This is a genomic window from Burkholderia arboris (genome assembly GCF_902499125.1).
Lineage (GTDB): Bacteria > Pseudomonadota > Gammaproteobacteria > Burkholderiales > Burkholderiaceae > Burkholderia > Burkholderia arboris.
In genome coordinates, this window is sequence record NZ_CABVPX010000029.1 from 71,264 (window position 1) to 98,103 (window position 26,840).

The 26,840-nt window shown below is 64.8% G+C and carries 21 protein-coding genes and 1 pseudogene; 9 read left to right on the forward strand and 13 right to left on the reverse strand.

Going from position 1 to position 26,840, the window contains the following annotated elements:
- Window positions 1–24 precede the first annotated feature (24 nt).
- On the forward strand, window positions 25–1,242 hold the full coding sequence (locus BLA15945_RS28675) for an acyl-CoA dehydrogenase family protein (RefSeq protein WP_059241869.1): 1,218 nt from the start codon (window positions 25–27) through the stop codon (window positions 1,240–1,242).
- A 61-nt stretch (window positions 1,243–1,303) separates the two neighbouring features.
- Here BLA15945_RS28675 and BLA15945_RS28680 read toward each other — a convergent pair whose 3' ends face one another.
- Together BLA15945_RS28680 and BLA15945_RS28685 are read right to left on the reverse strand one after the other, a co-directional pair.
- The gene (locus tag BLA15945_RS28680) at window positions 1,304–2,491 is read right to left on the reverse strand and encodes an LLM class flavin-dependent oxidoreductase (RefSeq protein WP_059241868.1); all 1,188 of its coding nucleotides are present in this window, start codon (window positions 2,489–2,491) and stop codon (window positions 1,304–1,306) included.
- A gap of 278 nt (window positions 2,492–2,769) precedes the next feature.
- A complete protein-coding gene (locus tag BLA15945_RS28685; RefSeq protein ID WP_059241867.1) occupies window positions 2,770–3,954 on the reverse strand; it encodes a porin in 1,185 nt (394 codons plus the stop codon).
- 487 nt (window positions 3,955–4,441) lie between these two features.
- On the opposite strand from BLA15945_RS28685, the gene BLA15945_RS28690 reads away from it, so the two are divergent.
- Together BLA15945_RS28690 and BLA15945_RS28695 are read left to right on the forward strand one after the other, a co-directional pair.
- The gene (locus BLA15945_RS28690; protein WP_059241864.1) at window positions 4,442–4,786 is read left to right on the forward strand and encodes a DUF3088 domain-containing protein; all 345 of its coding nucleotides are present in this window, start codon (window positions 4,442–4,444) and stop codon (window positions 4,784–4,786) included.
- A gap of 47 nt (window positions 4,787–4,833) precedes the next feature.
- The gene (locus BLA15945_RS28695; protein WP_174993963.1) at window positions 4,834–5,823 is read left to right on the forward strand and encodes an ABC transporter substrate-binding protein; all 990 of its coding nucleotides are present in this window, start codon (window positions 4,834–4,836) and stop codon (window positions 5,821–5,823) included.
- A 52-nt stretch (window positions 5,824–5,875) separates the two neighbouring features.
- Here BLA15945_RS28695 and BLA15945_RS28700 read toward each other — a convergent pair whose 3' ends face one another.
- From BLA15945_RS28700 to BLA15945_RS28710, 3 genes are all read right to left on the reverse strand, one after another.
- Entirely contained in the window at window positions 5,876–6,196 is a 321-nt protein-coding gene (locus BLA15945_RS28700; protein ID WP_059241860.1) for a hypothetical protein, read from the reverse strand.
- A 238-nt stretch (window positions 6,197–6,434) separates the two neighbouring features.
- Window positions 6,435–8,024 (reverse strand): hypothetical protein, encoded by a 1,590-nt coding sequence (locus BLA15945_RS28705; RefSeq protein WP_233464320.1) that lies wholly within the window; start codon window positions 8,022–8,024, stop codon window positions 6,435–6,437.
- Entirely contained in the window at window positions 8,021–8,344 is a 324-nt protein-coding gene (locus BLA15945_RS28710) for a hypothetical protein (protein WP_174993964.1), read from the reverse strand. Before BLA15945_RS28710 ends, BLA15945_RS28705 begins: the two co-directional genes overlap by 4 nt.
- A gap of 448 nt (window positions 8,345–8,792) precedes the next feature.
- On the opposite strand from BLA15945_RS28710, the gene BLA15945_RS28715 reads away from it, so the two are divergent.
- A complete protein-coding gene (locus BLA15945_RS28715; RefSeq protein ID WP_174993965.1) occupies window positions 8,793–9,518 on the forward strand; it encodes a hypothetical protein in 726 nt (241 codons plus the stop codon).
- A gap of 199 nt (window positions 9,519–9,717) precedes the next feature.
- Here the strand turns inward: BLA15945_RS28715 and BLA15945_RS28720 are convergent, their stop codons facing one another.
- The 4 genes from BLA15945_RS28720 to pcaB all read right to left on the reverse strand — a co-directional run bounded on the left by BLA15945_RS28720 (window position 9,718) and on the right by pcaB (window position 15,192).
- The gene (locus BLA15945_RS28720; RefSeq protein ID WP_059241854.1) at window positions 9,718–10,560 is read right to left on the reverse strand and encodes a hypothetical protein; all 843 of its coding nucleotides are present in this window, start codon (window positions 10,558–10,560) and stop codon (window positions 9,718–9,720) included.
- Window positions 10,561–10,954: 394 nt separating this feature from the next.
- On the reverse strand, window positions 10,955–12,343 hold the full coding sequence (locus tag BLA15945_RS28725; RefSeq protein ID WP_174993966.1) for a class II fumarate hydratase: 1,389 nt from the start codon (window positions 12,341–12,343) through the stop codon (window positions 10,955–10,957).
- A gap of 26 nt (window positions 12,344–12,369) precedes the next feature.
- A complete protein-coding gene (locus BLA15945_RS28730; RefSeq protein WP_174993967.1) occupies window positions 12,370–13,791 on the reverse strand; it encodes a cation:dicarboxylate symporter family transporter in 1,422 nt (473 codons plus the stop codon).
- Between the two features lie 27 nt (window positions 13,792–13,818).
- Window positions 13,819–15,192 carry a 3-carboxy-cis,cis-muconate cycloisomerase gene (gene pcaB / locus BLA15945_RS28735; RefSeq protein ID WP_174993968.1) on the reverse strand — a complete coding sequence of 458 codons (1,374 nt, stop codon included), beginning with the start codon at window positions 15,190–15,192 and terminating at the stop codon, window positions 13,819–13,821.
- A gap of 127 nt (window positions 15,193–15,319) precedes the next feature.
- On the opposite strand from pcaB, the gene BLA15945_RS28740 reads away from it, so the two are divergent.
- Window positions 15,320–16,051 carry a GntR family transcriptional regulator gene (locus tag BLA15945_RS28740; RefSeq protein ID WP_059242477.1) on the forward strand — a complete coding sequence of 244 codons (732 nt, stop codon included), beginning with the start codon at window positions 15,320–15,322 and terminating at the stop codon, window positions 16,049–16,051.
- Between the two features lie 117 nt (window positions 16,052–16,168).
- Here BLA15945_RS28740 and BLA15945_RS28745 read toward each other — a convergent pair.
- Window positions 16,169–17,525 (reverse strand): annotated as a pseudogene (locus BLA15945_RS28745) (flavin monoamine oxidase family protein).
- Between the two features lie 678 nt (window positions 17,526–18,203).
- Between BLA15945_RS28745 and BLA15945_RS28750 the strand changes: the two are divergent.
- From BLA15945_RS28750 to BLA15945_RS28760, 3 genes are all read left to right on the forward strand, one after another.
- Window positions 18,204–19,652: an aldehyde dehydrogenase family protein gene (locus tag BLA15945_RS28750; RefSeq protein ID WP_174993969.1), complete on the forward strand. Its 1,449-nt coding sequence runs from the start codon at window positions 18,204–18,206 to the stop codon at window positions 19,650–19,652.
- Window positions 19,653–19,846: 194 nt separating this feature from the next.
- Window positions 19,847–20,347, forward strand: a complete 501-nt coding sequence (locus BLA15945_RS28755) for a hypothetical protein (RefSeq protein WP_217468173.1) — start codon at window positions 19,847–19,849, stop codon at window positions 20,345–20,347.
- Window positions 20,348–20,569: 222 nt separating this feature from the next.
- The gene (locus BLA15945_RS28760) at window positions 20,570–21,931 is read left to right on the forward strand and encodes an NAD(P)/FAD-dependent oxidoreductase (protein ID WP_174993970.1); all 1,362 of its coding nucleotides are present in this window, start codon (window positions 20,570–20,572) and stop codon (window positions 21,929–21,931) included.
- A 145-nt stretch (window positions 21,932–22,076) separates the two neighbouring features.
- Here BLA15945_RS28760 and BLA15945_RS28765 read toward each other — a convergent pair whose 3' ends face one another.
- A complete protein-coding gene (locus BLA15945_RS28765) occupies window positions 22,077–23,012 on the reverse strand; it encodes a GlxA family transcriptional regulator (protein WP_174993971.1) in 936 nt (311 codons plus the stop codon).
- 89 nt (window positions 23,013–23,101) lie between these two features.
- Here BLA15945_RS28765 and BLA15945_RS28770 point away from each other — a divergent pair, with 89 nt between their 5' ends.
- A complete protein-coding gene (locus BLA15945_RS28770; RefSeq protein ID WP_174993972.1) occupies window positions 23,102–23,791 on the forward strand; it encodes a DJ-1/PfpI family protein in 690 nt (229 codons plus the stop codon).
- A gap of 249 nt (window positions 23,792–24,040) precedes the next feature.
- Here BLA15945_RS28770 and BLA15945_RS28775 read toward each other — a convergent pair whose 3' ends face one another.
- Together BLA15945_RS28775 and BLA15945_RS28780 are read right to left on the reverse strand one after the other, a co-directional pair.
- Window positions 24,041–25,738, reverse strand: coding sequence for a M4 family metallopeptidase (locus BLA15945_RS28775; RefSeq protein ID WP_174993973.1), 1,698 nt, complete (start codon window positions 25,736–25,738; stop codon window positions 24,041–24,043).
- A gap of 89 nt (window positions 25,739–25,827) precedes the next feature.
- Entirely contained in the window at window positions 25,828–26,172 is a 345-nt protein-coding gene (locus BLA15945_RS28780; RefSeq protein WP_174993974.1) for a hypothetical protein, read from the reverse strand.
- Between the last annotated feature and the right edge of the window lie 668 nt (window positions 26,173–26,840).

Genomic DNA, 26,840 nt, shown 5'->3' on the forward strand with positions numbered 1-26,840 from the left:
TCTTCCCGAACGAGGACCTGCCGAATGACTGCTCGTGATGCCGTCGATCCGCGCGACGCATTGCGCGACGCGCTGGCCGCACTGCCCGATCTCGCGAACGCGATCGGGCAGGATGCCGCACAACGCGAGGCGCGTCGCGAACTGCCGTTCGACGGCTTCGCGATTTTCCGCCGCTCGGCGCTGGGTGCGCTGCGGATTCCGGTGGCGCGCGGCGGCCTGGGCGGGACGCTGGTCGACCTGTTCGACACGATTGCGACGCTGGCTGCCGCCGATTCGAATCTCGCACACGCGCTGCGCATCCATTACGACCAGACCGAGACGCTGCGGCTGTCGCCGCGCACGCCGTTTAACGACGTGCAGCTCGAGCGCGTGCTGGCCGGCGCGATCTTCGGCGGCGCGTCGACCGAGCGCGGAACGTCGCGACCGGGCGAGAACACGACCGTGCTGCGCCGGGACGGCGATCACCACCGCGTGACGGGCCGGAAATACTATTCGACGGGCACCGCGTTTGCCGATTTCGCACGCATCAACGTGGAGAACGAGCAGGGCGACGCGCTGGCCGTGATCGTTCCCGTTGCGCGCGATGGCCTGCAGGTACTCGACGACTGGGACGGGATGGGCCAGCGCATGACCGCGAGCGGCAGCCTGCTGCTGGAAGACGTGCAGGTCTTCGCGGACGAAGTCGCCGCGCGCGACGGGTCGACGCTCGTCGGACGTCATTGCGGCGCACTGCGGCAGCTTCATCTCGTCGCGACGGGCGCGGGCATCGTGCGCAACGTGCTGGCCGATGCGCGCCGCTACGTGCTCGCGCACGGCCGCCCGGCGCTGCACAGCCCGGCGCCGACCGCGCGCGACGATCATTTCATCCAGCAGATCGTCGGCGAGCTGTCCGCGCACAGTCACGCGATCGACGCATTGGTGCGCGAAAACGCGCGCGCGCTCGACCGCTCCGCCGATGCGATCGAAGCGGGCGACGCCGGCGCGCATGCGCTCGTGCTCGACAGTGCGCTCGCGACCGCGCGCACGCAACTGATCGTCAGCAAGCTTGCGCTGCATGCGGCCGAACGGCTGTTCGAAGTGGGCGGCGCGTCGGCAACGGCGCGCGAGCACAACCTCGACCGCCACTGGCGCAACCTGCGCACGATCTTCAGCCACAACCCGCTGCTGCACAAGGCACGCGTAGTCGGCGATTACGAACTGAACGGCGTGACGACGCACCTGACCGAAGGGCGCGTGTTCTGACGGCGGTCGCCGCTGCGGCGGCGGCCCGTGCCGTGCGATGCGCCGGGCTTCTGCGCCGGCCTCAGCGTCTCAGGCCGGCTTCGCGCAGCAGCGGCAACACGCGCGCGCCGAAGAAGTCGAGATCCGGCTTGAAGTCGTAGAAGCTCAGCTGGATGCCGTCGATGCCCGCGCGGTGCAGCCGCACGATCGTATCGGCGACTTCGTCGGGCGAGCCGGTGATCGAGATATTGCCGCCGATCGCGCGCGCGGCGGCCTGCGCGCGCTGCTCGAAACCGCCACGCCACGCATGCGCGTCGCTGTCGAAGCGGTGGAAGCTGCCTTCGTCGGCATGCGCGACGATCGCGTCGCGGTATGCGCGCGCTTCGGCCGCCGTTTCGCGGCAGATGACGAGCGGATTGAGCAGCGTGCGGATCGTGCGGCCTCGCGCGGCGGCGGCCGCCTTCACGCGTGCGGTATGCGCGGGTAGCGCGTCGATCGCGCGTTGCGCATCGGGGCCGGCCGGGCTCGTGACGAACACGATGTCCGAATAACGTGCCGCGAATGCGATGCCCGCCTCAGAGCCGGTCGCGTTGATCAGCAGCGGGCGGCCGTAGTGCGGCTTCGGCGTCACGAATGCACCGCCCAGCTGCCAGCTCGACAGTTCGGGCGTGTAGCTGAAATTGTCCGGTTGTGCCCACAACTGCTGGACCGCATCGAGGAATTCGGCGGCCATCTCGTAGCGCCGGTCGTGCTCGATCCGGTTCCAGCCGAACATCTCGTGCTCGATCGCGCGGTGGCCGGTCACGACGTTGATGCCCCAGCGTCCGCGCGAGATGTGGTCGAGCGTCGCGGTGAATTTCGCGAAATGCAGCGGATGCCACGGACCATAGAGCACGTGGCTCGTCGCGACGAGGATGATCCGCTCGGTGCGCGCGGTCAGCGCGGCCAGCGTCATGAACGAGTCGAGTGCCTGTCCGTCGAACACGCCACCGTAGCCGCCTTTCGGGAGCCACTGCGACAGCGCGAACACGAGATCGAAGCCGAGCGCTTCGGCGCGCGCGACCAGGTCGGCGTTGTAGTCGAACGTCCAGTCGGTCGAGCGCGGCAGCGTCGACGCGCTCCATCCGCCGGCCTGGATCGGCAGGAACAACCCGAGCATCAGCGGTTGCGCGAGGACACGCGAGACGGGGCTGTCGGGGAAATCCGCCGGCGAGCGGACATCGACGAAAGGCGACGGCGCGATCGAGGCGGCGACGGAGGTATCGCTCATGACGGGGTCCTTGCGAGGTATGCGCGCGCCGGGCGATGACGACGATCGGGACGCCCGCGCGGTTGTTCGACATCGGCGAAGGCTTCCCGTCCACCCCCGCGCCTCTGTGGCGGACGGGAACGGACGCCGGTCATGATCGAACGCATATCGAACGCATATCGAACGCGTATCGCACTCGGGGCCGCGCGCAGGGAAACACCCATTCTCGGCAACCCGGCGTGGCGCGGCAAACAACGATTCCCGCTTTGCTTATCGCGCCGCGCCCGATGCGCGTGCCGTCAGAACTTCACGCGCAGCCCGCTGACGAACGCGAGCTGGCGGTTCGTCGACGACGCGCTGCCGATGTTCGAGATCGCCGCGATCTTGCGATAGCCGCCCGGCGTTGCCGTGCTCGCATCGCCGGCCGCAAGCTGGTAGATGCCCGACACGTAGATATCGGTGCGCTTCGACAACGCATAGTCGAACCCGAGCGTGAACTGGTGCCAGCGCGGTTTCAGCGTCTGGCCGCTGGTGCCCGGCAGGCCGCTCGCGCGCCCGTCGGTGAACGTGTAGACACCGATCAGCGTGGCCGACGGCGTGATCTGGTAGCGCGCGTTGACGTCGTAGTTGTTGAACTTGCGCGACGAGCCGTCGAGATAGTCGAGCTGCGTGTGGCTCCACGCGAAGCCGAGCGTCGTGCGGCCGAGCGCGTAGTTCGCGCCCAGCGCGCCGATCTGCTGCTTGAGCACGCCGCCGTTCAGCCCGTAGAAGAACGCGCCGCTGTAGTCGTTGCCGGTGGTCGAGGTTGCGCCGCCCACCGCACCGCTCGTGTTCGACGTCGAGTTCGGATGATTGAAGCGCACGTAGCCGCCGCCGATCGACAGCGGGCCGTTCACGTAATTCGCGGATGCGCCCCACGCGTTGTTGTTCGAGAACCCGGTGCCCGCACCGCCGCTGGCCTGGTTGCTGAACGCGTAGAGCAAGTCGGCCGTGAAGCCGGCGATCGTGTCGCTGCGGAACTTCACCGCGTTGTTCAGCCGGAAGCTCTGGTTCAGGTTGTCGTTGTCGCCCACGTGCGTGGCCGGCGACCAGAAGCCCGCTCCCGAGTACTGCGCGACGAGATCGGTGATCGGCTCGTACTGGCGGCCGAAGGTCAGCGTGCCGAGCCCTTTCTTGCCGAGGCCCACGTACGCGGACCGGCCGAACAGGCGGCCGCCCTGGCCGAGCCCGCCGTCGCTCGGCCGGAAGCCGCTTTCCAGCGTGAAGACCGCCTGCAGGCCCCCGCCGAGATCTTCCGTGCCTTTCAGGCCCCAGCGGCTGCCGCTCAGCTTGCCGCTCGTCTGCTGGATGTTGCTCGCGCCGCCCTGGTTGTTCGTATAGGCGATACCGGCGTCGACGACGCCGTACAACGTGACCGAACTCTGCGCGTGCGCACTGACCGAACCGATCGAAACCAAACCCAGGACTACCGATTTTTTGATCATGACTATCCTCTGTTTTTATGGGTACCTCTGTGAGGATCACGATGCTATTGACGACGGGCGCGCCGACGAACGGCCGATCCGTGGTTTGTAAATCGCTGCGCCGCCGATTTGTAATGTGCGTTGCCGCCCGCCCGCCAGGTGTGCCGCGATCGCGTCCGGCACGCATGCTGCGGCGAACGCATCGCGCGGACCGCGAACGTCGCCCGCCGGAAATGCGCGTGCGCCGTCATATCGATCGATGAAATCGTTCGATGTCCGCAATAGCGGTCGTTCGCGTTGCGATGCGTTTACGCAACGACCCGCTAGGCGGCGACCGGCCGATGCGCTACGCGCGCAAGCATATCGATTCCGCAAAACGTTGGTAGGGCCGTGCCAGGCGTAACGGTAGAGTCGGGCATCCGGTCGCAGGCCGGCATGCACCGGGAACGCGAACGTGCGCAAGCGCGTGTGCGTCCCGGCTGAACAATCAACACGGGAGCCGTTCGACATGAGTCGCGATGTACTGTTTCTGCTGGAGCCGGGCTTTGCCGATCCGAAGCATCCGGGGCAGCGCTTCGTCTGCCCGCACGGGCTGTCGATCGAAGGGCTGCTGGCGAGTGAACCCGAGCGCGCCGGCCGCCTCGACGTGAAGCGCGTGGGCTTCGAGCGGCCGCGGCCGGCCGTGATCGAGGTGCTCGACGACGCGCACCAGGGCCTGCCGGTTCTCGTGCTCGGCCGCGACCAGCCCGCGCCGGACGACGCGCAGACGCTCGGCGACGTGCGCTTCGTTACCGACGCGCGCCGTATCCTCGAGCTGCTGGCCGAGCGCCACGGGTTTCCGGCGCTGCATTGACGCGCCGTATCACGTCCTATCCGTTATCCGATCGACAGGAGCATCCGATGTCGTCCATTTCGGCGGCACGCCGCCGCTTGCTGCTTGCCGGCGCCGCGGTCGCGGCGAGCCCGGTTGCCGCGTTCGCCGCGCAGGCCGCGTCCGCCGATCTCGCCGGTACGACATTGCGCGTCGCGACCTACAAGGGCGGCTGGCGCGCGCTGCTGCAGGCGGCCGGGCTCGGCGACACGCCATACCGGATCGACTGGCGCGAGCTGAACAACGGCGTGCTGCATATCGAGGCACTGAATGCGGACGCGCTCGATATCGGTTCGGGCAGCGAAATTCCGGCCGTGTTCGCCGCGCGCCAGAAAGCCAGCGTGCGGTTCATTTCGCGGGTGCGCGAAGACCTCAACAACCAGGTTACGCTTGCCCGCAAGGACACGCCGATTCGCAGCATCGCGGACCTGAAGGGCAAGCGCGTCGGCTACGTGCGCGCGACGACGTCGCACTATTTCCTGTATCGCCAGCTTGCGGAGGCCGGGCTGAGCTTCGACGACATCCAGCCGGTCAACCTGTCGCCGACCGACGGCTTGTCCGCGTACGACCGCGGCGACATCGACGCGTGGGCGATCTACGGTTACAACGGCCAGCTCGCGCGCAACCGCTACGGCGCTCGCGTGCTGAAGACGGGGAAGGGCTATCTGTCGGGGAATTTTCCGGTGTACGCGAATCCCCGCACGCTCGACGATGCGCGCCGCCGCGCGGCCACGGGCGATCTGTTGCTGCGGTTCCGGCATGCGTATGCGTGGGCGAACGGGCATTTCCGCGACTATGCGCTCGCGCAGAACCGCGAGACGCGCGTGCCGGCTGCCGATCTCGTCGCGATGTTCGATCAGCGCAGCGAAGACTACGCGCTGCTGCCGGTGACGCCCGACGTGGTGGCGCAGCACCAGCAGGTCGCGGACGTGTTTGCCCGCATCGGCGTGCTGGACGGCCCGGCCCGGGTCGCGCCGTTGTGGGATACGTCGTTCAATGCGGTGGTGGCGACGGGGTGACGCGATCGGCGCGGGACGCCGCGTGCCGGATTCGAAGCCGGACCTGCCGGGATCAGGCGAACGTCGTCGCGACCATGATGCCGAATACGACCCCGAGCGCGATCCCGCAGAGCCGGCCGTAAATCGAGGCGCGAACATTGTCGTCGAGCACGAACGGGGAGCGCTTGTGTTTCCACACCGTGCTGAACGCCACCGGGCGGGTCAGCAGCGCAATGCATGCGATCAGCACCGGCGTGGCGACGAGCAGCGCGATGCGCTGGCCGTTCCAGTCGACGCCGTGCATGGCCAGCGAAACCAGTGCGGCAAGCGGCACCTCGACGCACAGGCCCAGCAACGAGCCGTTGACGAAGGAATCTCCGGGTGTCTGGAACATGATCGGGTCGTACCGTTCGAAGCAAACCGGTGCCCGGCTCGGGCCCCTGAAAATAAGCGCCGCGACCGCGTCGGACGGTCGTGGCCAGCCGTGTTCAACATTGGGTTGACGGGCGGATGGTAAGGCAAAGCGTCGGCCGGTTGTCGCTCCTTCAAGTAATTTGACAAACACCCCGGCCGGTGGCGTGACGGCCGGGGTCTGTACGCGCCGGCAAGCGGGCGTCGTGGCGTCGGCGCGTCTACGGGATGGCCTTCGCCATGGCCATGACGAGGTTGCTCGACTGCTGGACGATGGTGTTTCGATACGATTCGAACATCGGATCGGTCAGCTTCGCGTCATCGCCATTCGAGAAGTGCGTCATCACGGGCGTATGAAGATGGCCTGCGAAGATCTTTCCGTCGGGTGCGAGCGTGTCGCGCAGCAAGGTGTTCCGGTAGCCGCTTTCGTTCGACAGGTAGTTTCCGCCGCCGCCGTTCTGCGCGCATGAAAGTACCGCGGGCGCGGTCGGCGCCGTGGTCGGCGGATACGTATCCGAACCGGTGAAGCTCACGACGCTCGCGGCATTGCCGCAGTCGGTGAATTCGGAATGGTCCGTATGCCAGATCACCGCGTATCCGCCAGGTTGCGACGCACCCGGCAGGGTGATTGCCGCGCCGGAATTCGCCGCAATCATCGCATCGAACGGTAGCGTGGTCGTCGTGAACTGCTTGGGCAGATAGGCTTGCCACGGTTGCGGATCGAAGCCCAGAACGTCATCCGGCGGATAGATGTCCGCGTCCTGCATGCCGGGCAACAGCGGGGCCGCCCGCGGGTTGCCGATCGTCGTGCCGAGATTGTCGGGGTACGCGGCCGCGTGATAACGGCCGTGCCAGTTCTCGATCCAGAATTCTCCCTCTCCGCCCTGGCTCATCGTGATCGACGCATTCACCCGTTCGGCGCCCGTGAAGAAAGGGGCGAGCGTATGTTCCTGCATGCCCTTGCGGAACGGATCGTAGTCGACCGGCAGCAGGTAGGTCTGGATCACGGCGGTCGACCCGTCGGCCAGCCGGATCTGCCGATTGTTGAGTGCGAGCGCGACAGCGCCTGACGGATTGCCCGTCCTGATGTTGGTGGACGGGTGGTTCGCGCCCGGCGTGCCCAGCGTGAACGGATCGAACCCGCTGACGATGATCCGCTTGATGCCGGCGCCCGACGGGAAGCTCATCGCATATTGTCCGCGCGACGCACGTTCGAGTACCCATTGCAGCTGCGCCCGTTGCTCGGTCGTCAGCGATGCCTGCGGCACCCATTGGCGCAGCGCCAGCGTCATCTTCAGGCGCGCCCAGTAAAGCATCCGGTCGTCGCTTTGCGGCAGTGTGCCGGCCACCTGCCGGCCCTGTACGCGGTCGACCGTTGCCTGCCACAGTGCCTGCCCGGAAATCTTGACCGTGCGGACCGCGTCGGCAAACGAGTGGATCGCGCCGTCGGTGCAGAGCTGCCTGACGAAGTTCGGCCCGAACTGGTCGAAGCCGGCAGCGGCGAGCAACTGGTCGGCGAACGGCGTGGTGCCCCCCGGCAGCACGTTGACGAGCCGCTGCTCTTCAACCGATGGCGTGACGCCTGCGTTCATGCAGCCTGCGTACTGGGCTGCCGGAGGCGGGTTGGTGGCGCCGTTCGGCGGGATCAGGGAAGGCGCAGGATCGGCGGGGCCGGTCGTCGGCGCGGACGGGGAGGCGGTCTGGCCGGCCACGGGGGGCGACGCAGCCGTGTCGGATTGGGTATCGCCGCCGCAACCGGCGAGCCCCAGCACGGTCGTCCAAAGCAGCGTTGCGAGTCGGGTGCGCTTCACTTTGCCGTCCCTCCACTCGCGGGTGTCGCCGGCGGGGCGGGCAGATCGGAGCGCTTCGGCAGCGGTTGACTGCATTCGCCATCAAAGTACGGACCACTGATCAATTTCCATGCGGCATTCGGCGCATTGGCCGAACACTTCACGTCGCTTCCGTCCCGCCATTGGTAGTACGCGCCCTGGTACTGAGCAAAGGCAGTCGTGCTCAAAGCGACCAGCGCAAACATTATCAATGTTCGTTTCAAAATGACCTCCCGCCTCGTTGATTGCCAATTGATGTTGAGTAAAGTCTGGCTTTGACCGGTCAAGAAAATGAATGACATGCGTCAATGAGTTCGACACACGGACGAAGGGTAAGAAGAAAAAAAGCGCGTCGCTAACGAGTTTTTCTTCGCGCCACGTATAGAAAACCTTAACGAAGATCCGGGTTTTCCCGGTGCGGAAAACTAAACGTCAAATCTCTTTTCCGGTAAACGATCGACACGTATAAGTGAGCTGGCGCACGCGCTGTCAACGCGAGGCGGAGCAGGATTCGGGATGCGCGTGGCACTCGCGGCATGAGTGCGGAATGGTTCAGGCAGGCCGTGCATTCGCGAATGCATTGCTTCATGCTTGACTGTGTTTTTCAGCTGCGTTACAAATGGTTACATGCGGGGGTTCGTGTAAATGTGGCCGATACGGCGGGTCGGCTATTTGTTAAAAAATACCAAACGAGCATTATCGAGTGCCTCGTTTTGATGAAAACGAATATTAATAATCTGGAAAAACGAGATGAATGTGCGTTGCGTGTCGTGCCTGGCTTCCATTGCCGTTTCAACGTTTCTGACAGGGTGCGTTTCGGTACAGCACAAGGCCATTTCGCAAGACGGCACGGCAGCGTTGGGTGGCAAGACGATCGTCGTCAGCACCTATGAAACACCCAGCTTCAGCGCGATGACACCGGGCAAGGCCATGTTCGGCCTGATCGGCGGGGCCGTCATGATCAGCACCGGCAACAGCTTCGTTCGGGACAACCGGATTGCCGACCCGGCGGTCGCGATCGGCAACGGCCTTGCAAAAGCGCTCGCTGAAAAATACGGGGTTGTCGTCAAGCCGGCAGGCGACGCCAAACCGCTGGCCACGGATGCGCTCGATGTGCTCGTCGCGCAATACCCGGGCAACGACCTGATCATGGACAGCCGAACGATCAACTGGATGTACACGTATTTCCCCAACCACTGGGGCACCTATCGGCTGGTTTATTCCGCGAAGATCCGTCTCATCGACGCGCGTTCCAAAACCGTGCTTGCGGAAGGCGTGTGCAGCCGGGTACCGGAGTATTCGGCCGATCTGCCGGATTACGACACGCTCACGGGCAATGGCGGCGCGTGGGTGAAGGAGAAACTGCGCAGCTATGCCGACGCGTGCGTGAACGAATTCGGCGCAGCGTCCCTGGCCCTGCCGCAGTTTGCGAGCCAGACGAACACGGCGCAGCCGGTTCCGGCTGCACCGCAGTAACGCGCAGTCGTACCGGGGCCACCCGGTACGACTGCGGTGGGTGCCGCACAGGTGCGCCACCGCAGGCAGATCCACTGGGGTCTTTCTGAAATGGACGTGGTGTTGCCGATGCCGCGATCGATTCCTGTCGCGATCGCATGAAGAGGGCGCATGCAATTGCTTCCCGGCGATCGGCATCGCCCGTAATGGCGCGAGGATGTCAGGCGGCGAAGATCCGGCGCTGGTAGTCGAGGATCAGGCGATCGATGTCCGGGCCGTCACGCCGCGGCTGGCTTTTCGGCTCGAGCCAGAGCCATCGCATCATCCGGTAACGCGCCTCGACGCACATCAACCATGCGTCCCAGTCCGACCAGTGGCGCAGCAGCGGAATGTTGCGGATGTCCCGCAGCCCGTCGCGAATCTCGTACACGTGGAAATGCTGGCTGGCGCGCTGGCTCAGTTCGTCGAACGCGCGCGCGGCTTGCGCCGGGTCGGAAAGCAGGAAATCGTGGATCTCGATGATCACGTGGCTGCCGGCAAGCTGTTCCAGCAGGGTGGCGTCGAACAGGTCGAATTCCGCGCCCTCGATATCGCACAGGATGACCCGGCCGGCCGGATCTCCGCCATGCTCCGCGAGGATCGCGGGCAGGTTGCGATCGGCCTTGCCGTGGACGGCGACGCGGTCCGCCAGCCCCATCTCCGCGGCGCGGTGCTGGATCGCCTGGCGGCGTTGCTCGTCCATCTCGAAGCACAGGCTGCGGGCAAAGACGTTGTTCCTGACCAGGCCGATGCCGAAGATCCCGTCGGCGGCGCCGAGGTCGACCAGCACCTTGTCGGGGGAGCCGAGCGCCTCCAGGATCGCGCATACGGCGATCTCGTAGGTGCCGAGCAGGTAGCCGCCGACCGCGACCTCCGCCCAGTGACTGACGCCGACCGGAAACCCGCGAAGGATGCCGTACTGGACGATCGAGCCCGTTTGTTCGCGCAGCAACTGCGACAGATAGTGCAGGCGAAGATTCGCGGCCTGGATCGAGCTCTGGCTGAAGTACTGCGCGTGGTCCATGTTTGTCGTTCTCGCTGGGTGGAGATGCGCGTCGGGGAATGCGGCGATGACGGGCGGGCTTCTGCGGATGCGAGTGCGTTGTCCTGCCTCGGACAAGAATATAGCGCGTTGTCGGCTCAGTGCCCGCACGACACGAATCCGGCAGATGGCGGGATGCAGGGCCCGGCCCGTGACGGGTGCGTTCGTCGATCGCGGCGGGCGACGATGACGGCCGAGGCCCGTCCGACACGGTCGGACCTCGAAGGTCCGTCGTTCGAGCGGGACGCGGCCGCCCGACGACCGTCTGTCAGCGATCGCGAACGGCCGAGGGCTGGCCGGGCCCGGCCTCGATCGACGACGCTCCCAAGCGGTTGGATCGCTGCATCCCGACGGTCCGCTCGGTATCGACCGGATGTCATCCCCCCGCCATGCGGCGGAGATCGACCAGCCTGTCGAACGTCTCTCCATCCAGCAGGCCGAGTTCGATCGCCGCCTCGCGCGGCGCGATCCTGCGGCCACGGGCATGGCGGGTGATGGAAGCTGCCTTGTCGTAACCCAGCACCGGGTTGAGTGCGGTGACGGCGAGCAACGGGCTTTGCAGGTCGCGCGCCAGTCGTTCTCCTGCCGGCTGGATGCCTGGAATGAGCCGAGTGGCCACCATGTTCGCGCCGTCCGCGAGCAGCCGGATCGACTGAAGGACGTTGTAGATCAGCACCGGTTTTGCCACGTTCAGTTCGAAGCTGCCGGACGCGGCGGCCATCGTTACCGTCACATGATTGCCTGCCACCTGCATCGCTGTTTGCACCATGACCTCGGCGATGGTCGGATTGCGCTTGCCGGGCATGATGGAGGACGTCAACCCGTCGTCCGGCAGCAGCAATTCGCCGATGCCGGCGTTCGGGCCGGAACTCATCCAGCGCAGGTCATTCGCGATCTTGGTGAACGACGCGGCGATCACGTTGAGCGCGCCGGAGAGCTCGAGCAATGCGTCGTGCGCGGCCATGCCTTCGACCTTGCAAGGATTCGGACGGAATGCCAGGCCGCTCAGCCGGCTCGCTTCCTCGCAGAATGCACGGTCGAAGCCGGGCGGGGCGTTCAGACCGGTCCCTGCCGCCGTACCGCCCTGCGGCAGGACAAGCAGGCGGGGCATCGTGTCGTGCAGGCGCGCCAGCGCATTGTCGACCTGCGCGGTGAAGCCGTCGAAGCTACGGCCGAGCGTGGTGGGGACCGCGTCCATCAGGTGGGTGCGACCGATTTTCAGCACGTCGGTGAACGCGCCGGCGCGTTCGCGCAGGCTGTCGCGCAACCGGCGAAGCGCCGGGGCCAGCCGGTCTTCCAGTTCGATCGCAGCGCTCATGTGCATGACCGACGGAAAACTGTCGTTGGACGACTGCGAGGCGTTCACATGGTCGTTCGGATGCACGGGAGACCGGGTGCCCAGCGGCTGCCCCAGCCGTTCGTTGGCCCGGTTCGCGATCACCTCGTTGGCGTTCATGTTGGTTTGGGTGCCAGAGCCGGTCTGCCAGATGGAAAGCGGGAAGTGATCGTCGAATCGGCCGCAGCGCAGCTCTTCCGCGGCGGCCACGATGTCTGCACCGAGCCCTGCGTCAAGTACGCCGCAGCGCATGTTGGCGTGGGCGGCGGCCATCTTGTGCAGGCCGAAAGCATGGACGAGGCAGTCGGGGAAGCGTTCCTCCCCGACCGCAAACACGGTCAGCGCGCGCTGCGTCTGGGCGCCCCAATAGCGGTCGGCGGGAATGTCCACCGGGCCGGACGAGTCATTCTCGATGCGGTACGTTGTCATGATGAATTCAGGGAGCGTTGTCGGGGTCAGGCAGCCGTCGTGCGTTGCAGCGGGCCGCCCGGCGAATGAGGATCCACCGCATTGGCGTCGTCGCCCGGCAGGGTGCCGTCGTCGAGCGCGGCGTCGGCTGCGGCCAGGTCGGGATGGCGCTCGGGATAAAGATGGCGCTTCGCGGTCTCGGCATCGAACGTGCCCGACCACTTCGCCACGACCACCGTCGCCACACTGTTGCCGATGGTGTTGCAGGTCGAGACGGCCATGGACAGGAAGCGGTAGACGCCAAAGATCACGGCCAGCCCTTCCACCGGCAGTATCCCGGTCGATGTCACCGTCGCGGCAAACACCACGAACGAGCCGCCGGATACCGTGGCCGCGCCTTTCGACGTCAGCAGCATCAGCACCAGGATGCCGAACTGGTGGTCGAGCGTCAGCGGCACACCATACGCATGGGAGATGAACATCACGCCCATCGCCATGAAGATCGACGTGCCGTCGAGGTTGAAAGCGTAGCCGGTAGGCAGCACCAGACCGACGGTCTGCTTGGCGCAGCCCAGCCGCTGGAGCTTGATCAGAAGGCGCGGCAGTGCGCTTTCCGACGAGGCCGTGCCGAGCACGATCAGGATCTCGTCCTTGATGTACCTCAGGAAGCGCCACAGGCTGAAGCCGGCCACTTTTGCGACGATGCCGAGCACGACGGCGATGAACAGCACCACCACCGCGTAGAAGCTCAGCACGAATTGCGCCAGTGCGACCAGGACGGCTGACCCATTGATGCCCACCGAATAGGCCACTGCGCCGAAGGTGCCGATCGGCGCGAGCTTCATCACGAGATTGATGAAGGAGAACAGCACGTCGGAGAGGTTGTCGAGGCCACGGTTGATGGTCGCGCGGCGCGTCTCCGGAATGGCCAGGATCCCGATGCCGACCATGACCGCCAGCACCACGACCTGCAGCAGTTCGCCCTTGGCAAATGCGCCGACGAAGTTGTCGGGCACGATGTGCATCATGAATTCGAGGAAGCCCTGCGGCGCCACGACCTTTGTTGCCGGCGTGATGGTGCCGGTTGTGACGTGGGCCATCCCCTTCCCGATTTCCAGCAGATTGCCCGCGAGCATGCCGACCATCAGCGCGACGGTCGAAATCACCTCGAAGTAGAGAATCGAGCGCCAGCCCACGCGCCCGGCGCTCTTCGCGTCGCCCGCCGACGCGATGCCGTGCACGATGGTCAGGAATACGAGGGGCGCCACGCCGACCTTGATGAGCGACAGGAACATGTCGCCCAGCAGCTTCAGCTTCGCGGCGAAGGTCGGGAACACGAAGCCGACGCCGATGCCGAGGAGCAGTGAGACGAGCACCTGCATGCCGAGCTTGCGATACCACGGAAGCCGCGGGGCGGCCGGCGGCGCGGCTGGCGGAACTGCGAGGGTATGGATGGTCGGGTCTTGCATGATGTCTACCTCCACCGGGGCCTGTGTTCAGGCCACCTTGTTCGAGAGTTCGATGGCGCGATCCACCATCTGCGGGGCGAGGCCGAGATAGTTGGCCGGGTCGCACAGGCGCTCGATGGCCGCACGGTCGAGATGCTGCGTGACGGCCGGCAGCGCGCTGAGCGCGTCGGCCAGCGTGCCGCCGGCTTCGTTGACGGTGCGGCAGGCGTCGTACACCACGTCGTGGGCCTGCTGACGGCCGATATGCGGCGCCATGCCCATCATCACGGCCTCGGCCACGATCAGGCCGTTGGAGATATCGAGGTTGTGCCGCATGCGAGCGGTGTCGACGATCAGCCCGCCCAGCGCGAATTTCGCCTGGTGGAGCGCGCCCGAGGTCAGGATGAAGCTCTCAGGAATGGCGATCCACTCGGCGTGCCATGGGCCGGTGGCGCGCTCGAAGTCCTGCACCATGGCATCGACCATCAGCCCGGCGTGCTGGCGCACGGCCTTGGCGGCAGCCAGCATCAGTTCGCTGGAAATGGGATTGCGCTTCTGCGGCATCGTGCTGCTGGCGCCGCGCCCCTTCACGAACGGCTCGTAGACTTCCGCGAACTCGGTCGACGCCATGATCATGATGTCGAGTGCGATCTTGCCGAGCGAGCCGGTGACAAGCGCGAGCAGGTTGACCGCTTCGGCGAAGCCATCGCGCGCCACGTGCCAGGTGGTGGCCGGCACACCCAGGCCCAGCTCCTTGGCCAGCGCCTGCTGGATCGCAAAGCCCTTCTCGCCGACCGATGCCAGCGTGCCGGCCGCGCCGGCGAATTCCACCACGGCCACGCGAGGGCGCAGTTCGGCGATACGCTGCTGGTGCCGGTCGAACATCGCGAGCCAGATCGCGGTCTTGTAGCCGAAGGTCACCGGCAACGCCTGTTGCAGGTGCGTGCGCCCGGCCATCGCGGTATCGCGGTGCTTCGTCGACAAATCTGCGAGAATGCCGCGCAGTTCGCGAATGTCGGCGTCGATGCTGTCGAGTGCGTCGCGTACCTGGAGGGCGACGGCGGTGTCCATGATGTCCTGCGTGGTCGCCCCCCAGTGCACGTAACGGCCTGCTTCGCCGCACATCGTCACGAGCTGATGGACCAGCGGCAGGATCGGATAGCCGACGATGTCGGTTTCCTCGCGCATGTGGTCGAAGTCGATCCGCTCGATGCGCGACTCGCTCGCGATGACCTCGGCGGCTTCATTCGGGATCACGCCGACGCGTGCCTCAGCCTTCGCCAGCGCGATCTCGACGTCGATATAGCGCTGCACGAGCGCGCCGTCGGAGAAGATCTGGCGCATCTTCTTCGTGCCGAAGGCATCCCGGAAGAGCGCGGAATCGACGACGGTGCTGGCGGCGGGAATGGCGTTGTGGAGCATGGTGCTACCTTGTGGTGGGAGGTCGGGTTGGCTAATATGTTCGAACAAATCGCATTAGATATGTTCGAACATGTTTGGCAAATCCGGGTTTACCCAATTCGAATGAAACGTGATGTTGGCGAACCAGATGAGCAAAACCAACGCGGCGGAGATCGCCAGGCAACTTCTAGACGGGATCGCCAGCGGGCGCTTCCCGGTCGGCTCACTGCTGCCCACCGAATTCGAGTTGTGCGAGCAGTTCAACGCGAGCCGTTACACGATCCGAGCCGTGCTGCAGGAATTGCAGGACCAAGGGCTCGTGTCGCGCCGCAAAAACGTGGGCACGCGGGTCGAGGCGTCGCGGCCCAAGGCCAGGTTCCGGCCGACGCTTGCCTCGGTGGACGATCTCGTCCAGTTCGGCGTCGAGCATTCGCGCCACGTGCAATCGGTGGGAACGGTCAAGGTGAAAGGGGCGCTGGCGCGCGAGATCGGCTGCGCGGAGGGGACACCTTTACTGCGAATCTCCAGCATTCGTCTGGAGGAGGGCCGGACCGACGCCCCGATGGCCTGGACGGACATCTACATCGATCCGGCGTACACGGACATCGGCGAGCGGGTGCGCAAATCGACGGAACTGGTCAGCGCGCTGATCGAATCGCGCTATGGCCGCCAGATTGCCGAGATCGAGCAGGATGTGCGCGCATCGACTCTGTCGGACGAGCGCATCGGGAAGGGACTCGGGCTCGAGCCTGGCGCAGCAGTGCTGAAGATTTCGCGCCGCTATCTGGACGCCACCGGGGAGGCATTCGAATTCTCCGTGACGGTGCACCCTGCGGACAGTTTTGCGTTGTCGATGCGGCTGACACGATCGGCCGGATAGCGGGGCAACGGAACGCGTGGAACCCGGCCCGGACGGACGCCGGCCGAGCGGGAACCCGGGCCAGGCGGCTGCACGGTGTTGATCGGCCTCCGGCCACAAAGGCCCGGCGGCAACGGGTCAGCGCAGTGCTTTCATCACCTCGTCGGCTGCGCGGATCCCGGACTCCAGTGCCCCCTCGAAATAGCCGATGCATGCCGTGGCGGTCTCCGTACCGGCCCAATGAATGCGGCCGAACGGTTCGCGAATACTATCACCGTACGAGGTCAGGACGCCGGGCGGCATATGGGATGCGTACCCGCCGAGCGCCCATTCGTCCGTCGTCCAGTCGTAGTCCGCATAGTCGAGAGGCGCCGCCGCTTCGTCGCCGAAGTAATGCACGAGATCGGCAATGACGTGCTCCCTTGCCGAGCCCGCTCAGTTCAAGTGCGTGGTTTCCCTCGATCAAGCCCACCAGCACGCCGACACTTTCGTCGGCCGGCGACTGATCGAACACGAAACCCAGATGACGGCCGGCGCTGGCAACCGAACCATTGAGCCCGCGACTGCGCCAGAACGGGGTAGGGTAGGCCACGTGCATCTTGATGACGGCACCCATCTGCATTCTTTGCAGCAGTCCTGCGCGTTTGACGGGCAGCGGAGGCGTGAAGCGAATACGGGAGGCGAGCGCGGGAGGCGCGGTGACGATTGCGGCCTTCGCCTCGTACGTGCCTTGCGGACATATCGCGCGAACGCCGTTCGCATCTTGTTCGATCGTGCTCACCGGTGCGTCGAGCACGATGCACCCGTTCAGCCGCTCGGCCATTCCTTTCGGGATCAGCCACGCGCCGCCCAGGAACTTGTCCTGTTGTGCACCGCCTTCGACACCCATCATCGTTTCGAGGCCACCCCCCTGTCGCAGGCACTCCAGGAAGAACAGATACGACACATGCAGGGTCTCGGTGCAGGTGATCGCGCTGGTGATCAGGCGGGCAAAGTCGCGGGCGGCAGCAGTGTCCACATGCTTGTCGATCCAGACCTCGATCGACATCGCATCCCACTGGAGCGCGTTCTCGGCCAGCCACGGCGCGCCGACCGGGAGCGTCTGCATGTCGCGCTTCCATCGATGCAAGGTCAGACCCAGTTCCAGGGTCGACAGGAACGGGAGCTTCGGCGTGCTGGAATACGCATGAACTTTCCCGTCGATATTGACGAGGCTGTTGCCCTTCGTATATTGGCTGTACATCGGCACGCCGAGCTCCGTCGCTTGTTCGCGCAGCAGCCTTTGTGATGCGCCGACCCATTGGCCCCCGAAGTCGACCGTTTGACCGCCGACTTCTCCCGGCATCGACCGGCCGCCGACTCTGTCGCGCGCCTCGAGAATCACGACCCGCTTCCCGGCCTTCCTGAGTTCGAGCGCGGCCTTCATCCCCGCGAGACCGGCGCCAATGATGAGTACATCTGAGTCGTGGCCGGCCGAATGATCGATCGTTGCCATGGTATCCCTCTCCTGGTCACGTTTCTGCCGCGCCCGGTCACGACACGCCCGTGTCGCCTGACGTAGCCGGCTTCAAAAAACCCTTCATCCCGTTGTCGATACGACGGTCAAGCCGACGGTGCTCGCGGAGCGCCGTCCTCCCCGCGCCGGCGCACGAAGGCGCCGTGTGGCGCGATGCCTCCGGACGAGGTCTCGAGGTGCGGGAATGCATCGTTATAGGTCATTTGACCGAAAATGGCAAGTCGCGGGATGGTGCCGAGACGGTGGGGGCGGCAGTCGGATGTGGCTCGCCGCCTGTTTCCGATGCAGTGGCCCTGCTCGATGATCGGCGCGTTGTCGGTGGCCTGAGTGCGTCGGATGATTGGTATTTCGTGCGCGTTTCCCGTTGAATCGGCCTGTCGACGCGTGCCTGGTGCGATTGCACGCCGGCATCGCTGGCTTGAGTTCCCACGGGCTTGTCGCATCGCAGCAGGACGCGACGTTGCGCGGCCCAGGATTGTGTTGTATAACGAAAAATAGGTCGTGTGACACAATTGTATCGGATCGACGAAATGAAGCGCCGATCGGGCCGAACGCGGGACGTGCCATCCACCGGGTTTGCGCGCGGCCCTGGCCGGGGGCGGGCAGTCGATGTCGATGGGGTGCGCATCCGGCACCTCAATTTGAAAGGGAACTACCATGACGTATGAAAAGGCAGAGCTGGAACGCATTCTCGACGTTCAGCGTGCGGCATTCCTTGCCGAGGGCGGGGCTTCGGCTGCGGTACGAAAGTCGCGAGTGGGGCGGCTCGCAATTGCCGTTCTTTCCAACTTCGATGCGATTGCGGCGGCCCTGAGCGCCGACTACGGCAACCGTCCGCCCGAGCTGACCAAGGCGCTCGAAGCGCTGCCCTGGTCCGAAGACATACTCCACACGCTCGACAACATCGAGAAGTGGATGGAACCTGAGGCCATCCCGGGCGGTTTCATTCAGCCAAAACCCAAGGGTGTCGTGGGTGTCATGGGCGCATGGAATTTTCCGGTGACGCTCACATTCGAGCCGGCCCTGAGCGCGCTGGCCGCCGGGAATCGCGTCATGATGAACTTCCCGGAGTACCAGGTTGAAACCGGGCGCTTGCTGGCGAAGATCATCTCCGACACGTTCGACGAGGCGGAGGTGGCCTTCGTCCACGGCGATCTGTCGACGTCACAGTTCTTCTCGGGGTTGCGGTTCGACCACCTGTTCTTCACCGGCTCTCCGAAGATCGGGGCGATCGTCGCGCAGGCGGCAGCGAAGCATCTCGTTCCCGTGACAACCGAGCTGGGCGGAAAGAACCCGGTCATCGTGGCGCCCGATGCCGATCTGGATCTGGCAGTCAGCAGAATTGCCGCCACGCGTGTGGTGAACGGCGGGCAAGTTTGCCTGTGTCCGGATTATGTCTGGGTGCCCAGAGGCATCGTGACGGCTTTCGTTGACAAACTGATTGCTCAGTACAACTCTATATTCGATACCTATCTGGACAATCCCGCGGTCGTGTCCATCGTCAACGAGCGCAATTTCGACCGGATCGTTGGCCTCGTGGACGACGCGGTCGCGAAGGGCGCGAAAAAAACCGTGGCGGCGCCGGAAGGCGAGGCTGGGCGGCTCCCCGATCGTGCATCGCGCAGGATTGCGCCGACGATCCTGGTCGATGTTCCTGCGTCGGCAGAGATTGCCGACGAGGAAGTATTCGGGCCGGTGCTTGTCGTGTACGGATACGACGATTTGCAGGAGCCCATCGAATACATCTCGGCACGTCCTGCGCCGCTTGCCGCCTACTGGTACGGCGACGACGGCGCCGATTTCCGGCGCTTCCTCGATTGCACGACGAGCGGCGGGGTCACGCGTAACGACGGGTTGCTGCATGCACTGCTTCCCGGTGCGCCGTTCGGTGGAATCGGCAATTCCGGTTCGGGCGCCTATCACGGCAAGACGGGCTTCGATACGTTCACGCATCGTCGCGCGGTGGCCGTGACAACCCGTCCTGACGGCGTGGCCAATCCGCTGGTGGGGCGCCCGTTGGTGTCGGCGCAGATGCAAGGCTATCTCGACGGTGCCATTGCAGCCGCCATCAACGCGTTCGAGGCCAGGCTGTCCGAAGCAACGTAAGTCGAACGTGTCGCGACGTCGAGTCGCGGCACACGTTCTCATTCATCGAGGGCCGGCCTTCTGCCATCGCGCCGATGGCCGATAGCGTGCTTGCCTGCCCTGTTTGTCAATTGCCGGATCTGAATCGGGCAACCGTCCAATTTCACCCGACGCGGTGAGGGCTGGCCGGACATGCGCTACGCGAGGTAATTATCTTGATGCCTTCCAGTCAATTTGCCAAAGGATTCAAGGGCGAAGTCCAGAATCGGGCATTTGCGCTTCGTGCCATCGGGCGCCTGGCGAATCGTCTCGACGGCGATCCGCGTCAGCCGCTCTGGGCGGCCTATCTGAAGTTGGAAGAGTTCAATGCGCCCGTTTATCGTCAGGCGGCGGCTCGATGGGGAATCGGCACGACTCCCGGAGCCGGAACGCGAATCAAGGCGTGGGTGATCGGATCCGTTCCGAAATGTCTTTTGAGGCCATTCCTGAAGTTCGTGCACGCCAAGACCGTCGTCTATTGCGACGAGCTGCGCAAGCTGAGAAACATCGGCCCATCGGATTCAAGACTCTTCCTGGATTACATGGTCGATCAGGAGGATTTCCAGATCGAGATGATGCGGCTTTCGCTCGACGGCCAGGATGCCGTCCTGGCCCGGAAGATCGATTCGTTCCTCGAAAAGTACGACGGAAAATTCGTGGTCAAGAAATATGGATGAAAAGTGAAAAGCTTCAAAGCGACCTGGCTGCGGGGCATGCGATGGGTCATTGCCGTGACGACACGGTGACGGCTCCGACGCCCGCGGGCCTGTCGAAGGCACGCGAGCGCGAAGGCGTTGCTCATGCGCCGGCCGGATCGCCCGGCAACCATGTCGCTCCACTGCCGAAGCAGAAGAACCCGGCTGCCTCGGCATCCGATCCCGTTACGCGAAAACACCACCATGTCACTTGATCAAGCCTCCCTGCATCAAAGCAGATCGTTCTGGCAGCACGCCTATGGCGCGTATTCGCCCAATCCCGCCTTGACGGAAGATCTCAAGGTCGACGTTGCGATAGTCGGGGGCGGCTTCACGGGGCTGAATACGGCGTGGCAGTTCAAAAAGGATCACCCCAACGCACGCGTCGTCGTGCTGGAAGCCGCCATCATCGGTTTCGGTTCCAGTGGCCGCAACGCAGGCTTCAGCACGAAGATGTTCGGTCTCGAGCCGGAGATGGTCCTGCTGCGCTGGGGCGAGCAGAAAATGATCGACGCGCATCGCTACCTGACGCTCGCGGTAGCGCATACCAGGAGCCTGATCGAGGAGAACGGCGTCCAGTCGGATTACCGGCACAGCGGGCTGGTGCGCGCCACCTACACGAAGCCGCAACTGGGCCGGATGCAGAAGACCTACGCACTGTTCCAGAAGCTGGGCATTGACGACGACATGGTATGGCGGAGCGCAGAGCAGTTTCAGCAGGATTTCCATTCGGAACGCTTTGCGGGCGGCATCTACGAATCGAATACCGGGTACCTCGATCCCTGCAAGCAGGTGCGGGCGCTCAAGTCGCTGGCCGAATCGGCCGGTGTCGTCATTTACGAGACCACCCAGGTGACGAATATCGAACGAACGTCGTCCGCCATTTCAATCAGTACACCGAATGGAAAGATCATGGCTGACAAGCTGGTCGTCGCGACAAACGCTTACTCCCGTGAGATTCCGGGCCCGGAACGGCTGCGCGCGCGCCAGTATCCCCTCTGGACCTATCAGGTCGTCACCGAACCGCTGAGCGACGCGCAATGGGAAAGCATCGGCTGGAGCGAGCGGCAATCGTTCGGGGACAACCGGCAGATGCTGCACTATTTCAGGCCGACGGCCGACGGCCGGATCATCATGGGCGGCGGCGACGCGATCACTTACCGGACCGGGGCCACGAATGAGGTTTCGGCACCGGTGGCGTGGCAGCATTGTGAGGATCATCTCAAGTGGATCTACCCTCAGCTGAAGAACACGCGCATCGACTATCGATGGGGTGGCCCCGTTTCGATCACCATGGACATGGCTCCCGAGATCAGCTTCATCGACGATGAACGCATCATCTATTCGGGCGGATGCTTCGGTCATGGTGTCGCGTTGACCCACCTCAATGGCCGCACCATTGCGGATCTGCTTGCCGGGAATAAATCCGAGCTGACGGATTTCTGGATCGTGAACAGGAAATCGCTGTCGATGACGAGCGACACGCTCGCGTATCTCGGCGGCAGGGTTGCGCGCCAGGCACTGAAGTCCTGGGACTGGTGGGAGGAGAAGGGGCTCAGGAAGTGACCGTCCAGGCCAATAGTCAGCCTCGTGGAGGCCGCACAGGCGGCAACGGTGCTTACGGTCATGCATCCGGCGCGTCGGGCGAAACGGCAATGCGCTGTCGGTGCGGTGCGCGACGTTCGTCAACCACGCGATCCCGAACCTCGCTTCAGCGCACCCGCAGGGTCGATGGCGGCACGCCCAGCAGACGCTGGAAGCTGCGGCGCAGGTTCTCGGTGTCGCCGAAGCCGCATTCCTGCGCCACGCGCTGCAGCGACGCTGCGCCGCTTTCGAGCGCGGCGCGCGCGGCTTCCACGCGCAGTTTCTCCACCGCTTTCGCCGGGGTGAGCCCCGTTTCCGCCTGAAACGCACGCGCGAAGTGTCGCGGGCTCATGCACGCGCGCTCGGCCAGATCGCTGACGCGGTGACGCACGGCAAGGTTGCTGCGCACGTGATCGAGCAGCGGGTTGAAGCGGCCGCGTGCGCAGTTCATCTCGATCAGCGCGGAAAACTGCGATTGTCCGCCGGGCCGCCGGTAGTAGACCACCAACTGGCGCGCGACGAGGCGCGCAACGTGCTCGCCCAGATCGTTGCCGACCAGCGCGAGCGCGAGATCGATACCGGCGCTGATGCCGGCGCTGGTCCAGAACGGACCGTCTTCCACGTAGATGAGATCGGGCTCGAGGCGCACCTGTGGAAACTGCCGCGCAAATCGTTCGCTGCAGGACCAGTGCGTGGTCGCGCGCCGGTCGTCGAGCAAGCCTGCCGCGGCCAGCAACAGGCTGCCCGAGCACACGCTCGTCACGCGCACGCCGCGTCGCGCGCAGCGCTGCACGAAGCGCAGCACGCGCGGATCGGACATCGGGGAATCCATGTCGTCGCTGCCGGCGACGAGCAGCGTGTCGATCGTGCTGACCGCAGGAAGCGCTTCGGCGGCCCAGCTGACACCGGACGAGCTGCGCACGAGGCCGGCTTCCGCGGCGATCGTGCGCAGCGTGTAGTGACCGCTGCGATAGCGGCCGGCAATTTCGAAGGCAGCGATGGGGCCGGCCGCGTCGAGCAGCTGGAAGTCCGGATACACGAGCACGGCGACGCGATGGGGCATGGCAGGAAAAGTGGGGATAGCGACATTGCAGCCATCACGATAGAGCGCGACCATGCGAGGTGTCAATCCACTGAAAGGAGATTCGTGTCATGACTGCTGCGCCGTATGTCGTCGTCTTCGCGTTGTTCGAGAACGTGACGCAACTCGATTTCGCCGGGCCCTACGAGGTGTTCCTGCGCCTGCCCGGCGCGCAATGCGTGCTGGCTTCGTCAACCGGCGGGACGATCGAGGCCGATGGCGGCCTGACGATCGCGAACGTCAGGCGCCTGGCCGATATCCCGCATGCGGACCTCGTATGCGTGCCGGGTGGCCTCGGCGTGATCGAGGCGCTGGGCGATGCGGAATACGTGCGCGAGCTGCGCCGGCTGGCAGACGGGGCGCGCTATGTCACGTCGGTGTGCACCGGCTCGCTGTTGCTGGGGGCGGCAGGGTTGTTGCGCGGCAAGCGGGCCACATGTCACTGGTCGTGGCTCGACCTGGTGCCGGCGTTCGGTGCGACCGTCGATGACGCGCGCGTGGTGCGCGACGGGAACCTGATCACCGGTGGCGGCATCACGGCAGGCATCGACATGGCACTGACGGTGATGGCGGAAATTGCGGGGGCCGCCCATGCTCAGTCGGTGCAACTATCCATCGAGTATGCCCCGGCGCCGCCGTTCGACTGCGGACGGCCGGAGCGCGCGGCGCCCGAGATCCTGGAGGCGGTGACCGCACAGCTGGGGCAGATGAGGATGGATCGCTACGACGCGGTGAAGCGGGCCGCGCAAGCGCTTCGATGAGCGACGGCGGGCGCAGGAAGCGCGGAATCTGACGCGCATCGGGACGTGCGGCCTGCGATGACGCGCCCGGCTCCGGCCGGGATTTGGTGTGCCGCTGTTTGCCGATCAACCGCCTGACATTGCAGGCGGTTGATCGACATCTGCCCGTCATTCGCGTGAGTACCGCGCGACGTCGATCGGCTCGTTCTCCGTCGAAACGGCGTGCCGTCACGCGATCTGCGGGCGTTCGGCGTACCCGCACACGCGCGATCAGTTCACGCCGACTGCACTCCAGGCGCGTGCAACCGTTGTGCTTTCTGCCGAGTTCGCACCATACAGGTCGTTTGCCGCCTGGATCGACGCGCGCCGTGCGTTCGGGTAGCTCGAGTTGGCGTTCAGGTACACGGTCAGCGTCCGGTACCAGATCTTGCCGGCCTTGTCGCGGCCCAGGCCGCTGAAGGTCGTGTCGCCATTGCAGACCAGTTGCGTCCTCGACAGGCCGGTGTCGGTCGACGGCACCGCCGGGCCTTCCGACAGCAGGTAGAAGAAGCGGTTGCCGATCCCCGACGTGTAATGCGGATCGTGGCGCGGGTTCGACCACGAGAAGCCGCCGGACGGGTAGCAGGCGAACGACCGGCCGTCGAGATCCTGCTTGTACATCTTGCGCAGGCCGCCGCTCACGATGCGCGCACCGATCACGTAGTTGCCGGGATCGTTCGGGTTGTTCGCGTAGAACTTCACCAGCGTGCCGAAAATATCGGACGTCGCTTCGTTCAGGCCGCCCGCGTCGCCCGAATAGTTCAGGTTGGCGGTGGCCTCGGTCACGCCGTGGCTCATTTCGTGCCCGGCGACATCGACCGATACGACGGGTTTCGGCAGGCGGGTGCCCGGATCACCGTCGCCGTACGCCATCACGCGCGACGACAGCCATGCCGCGTTCGCGCCCGTCGTGCCGCTGCCGGTGTTGAACACCACGTGCGCGTAGCTCTTCACGCCGCGGCCATCGTTGAAGATGCCGTTGCGGTTGTGCGTCGTCTTGTAGTAGTCCCAAGTTAACGCAAGCCCGTAATCGATGTCGGCGGCGACGGTCTGCCGGTCGGTCGTCGCGTTGTTGCCCCACACGTTCGTGCTGCTCGTGAAGATCGACAGGTCGGTCGCCTGTTCGACGTCGTCCGAGCTCAGGCCGCGGCCATCGTAGACCGAGCCGCCGCCGCGGCTCGGATCGAGCATCCGGTACGCGTTCGTGCCGGTCTGGTCCGTCGTGAGCGTCAGGTTGCCGTAGTACAGCGAGCGGCCGGTGCCGGTCGCGGCGGCGGTCTTGATCAGGTCCTGTGCGTCGAGCACGTTGCCGGTGCGCGCGTCGACGTAGTACAGCACGGCGTCGCCATGCGTATCGGTCGCCTTGCCGAATACGCGCACCGCATAGGCCAGCGTCGGCGCGACGTCGCGGGCGAACACGACGAGCTCCGCGTCTTCGACGCGGCGCACGTCCGAGTTGAAACGCGCGGCCGCGACGTTCCTGGCCCGGGTCGCGCCGACGTCGGGTGCGTTGCGTACCACCGAGCGGTTTCCGACCTTGCCGATCGTGCCGGCGAGATTGATCGGCGCGAGCTGGGTCAGGCTCGCCTGCTTCAACTGCCCCTTGCTCGAATGGACGACGACGTCACCGCCGATCACGGGCAGGCCCGCGTAGAAGCGGTCGAAGCGCACGTGCTCGGTGCCGTCGGGGTCGACGATCACGTCGCGTACCTGGAACTGATCGCCGTCCGTCGGCGCGCTGGCTTGCGGCCCTGCGAACTTCAACGCACGTGCCGTGCCGCCAGTGGCGAGGCTGAAGGCGGACGGGTTCTGCTGGATCAGTTGCAGGGCTTTGTCGACCGCGGCGGGCTGGTCGCCGGCCTGGGCAAAAGCGCTGAGACTCGCAACGGTAATCGCGGTGATGGGCAGCAGACGAGACAATTTCTTCATGTAATTCCCCAGGTTATGGATGGGTTTGTTCGAGGAATGCATCAAGTAATGACTTTGATATAAGACATGTCGCGTACAGCAGAGGCATGCTAGGAGGCCATTTTTATAATTACAAGATATTTTCTGTGATATTGATTTTTCATGTCTCCGCTGTTAATCAAGTCATGATTTGGTGAGAAATATGAAATGATCTTGTCGGTGGCGTTGGCGGGATCGGCAACGCCGCATCGACGGTGTGCGGCTGAGGGGCGTTGTGCGACTGGGCGAGGCAGGGTGCGATGCCCGGGGCGATTGGCGGGGGTGACGTACGGCCGAGTTAAAGAGGGGAAATTTTCTTTATTAAATATTGATTTTGATTGTTGCAGTGTCGTGCGTTTCAATGCGGCTGGACAATACTCCGGATATTTTCGATTTTTGATCGCGATGTCACTCAATACGCAGCGAGCGTCGGGCTACGGCGCTCGTCGGTGTTGCGCCCGGTGCTTGCACTTGCGGGCGCCGGGGGCGACGACGCGGGCAGGGCGGGCGCTTCACGCTTCATCGCGTGCTTGACGTGGCAATGTCGAGCGCAACGCGCCCTGCCATCGAAGCGTTCGACCTATGCGCGAACGTCGCCGGCAAACGACCCAAGGTCGCGCTGGTTGTCTGCATACGCAAACGCCTGGCCCTGCTCGATGCCATCGCCGGAGCCAATGCGCCTTGGGGCGACTCGCTTCGTCACGCTTGAACGCGAAGACGGTTACCTCGTTGCGATCGGCTGACTCCGGCCTGCGTCAAGGTTCTCCCGCGCAGGTGGCGTGTGGGTGGAGTTCCAGGCGATCGAAGTCACCCGGTTTCAACGTGGTGAATGACGGGTCTTGCAGCACGTGCTGTCCGCGGCTTGCTGTCGACTGGCAAAGCCGGTGAGCTTCCTGCCATTGACGCGCGCATGGCAATGCTGAATACACCATTCCGGGTTTCAGCGGCTTTTCAGGCCCGAAGGCGGGCTTCCGTGCACTTCCGGATGCGATGCGTGCCCGCCACGGGACATCAGAAGCGGTGGATCAGGCCGACGCCGAGGCCGATCTGGTTCTGCTTCGAACCTGCGCCCACGCCGTCGCCG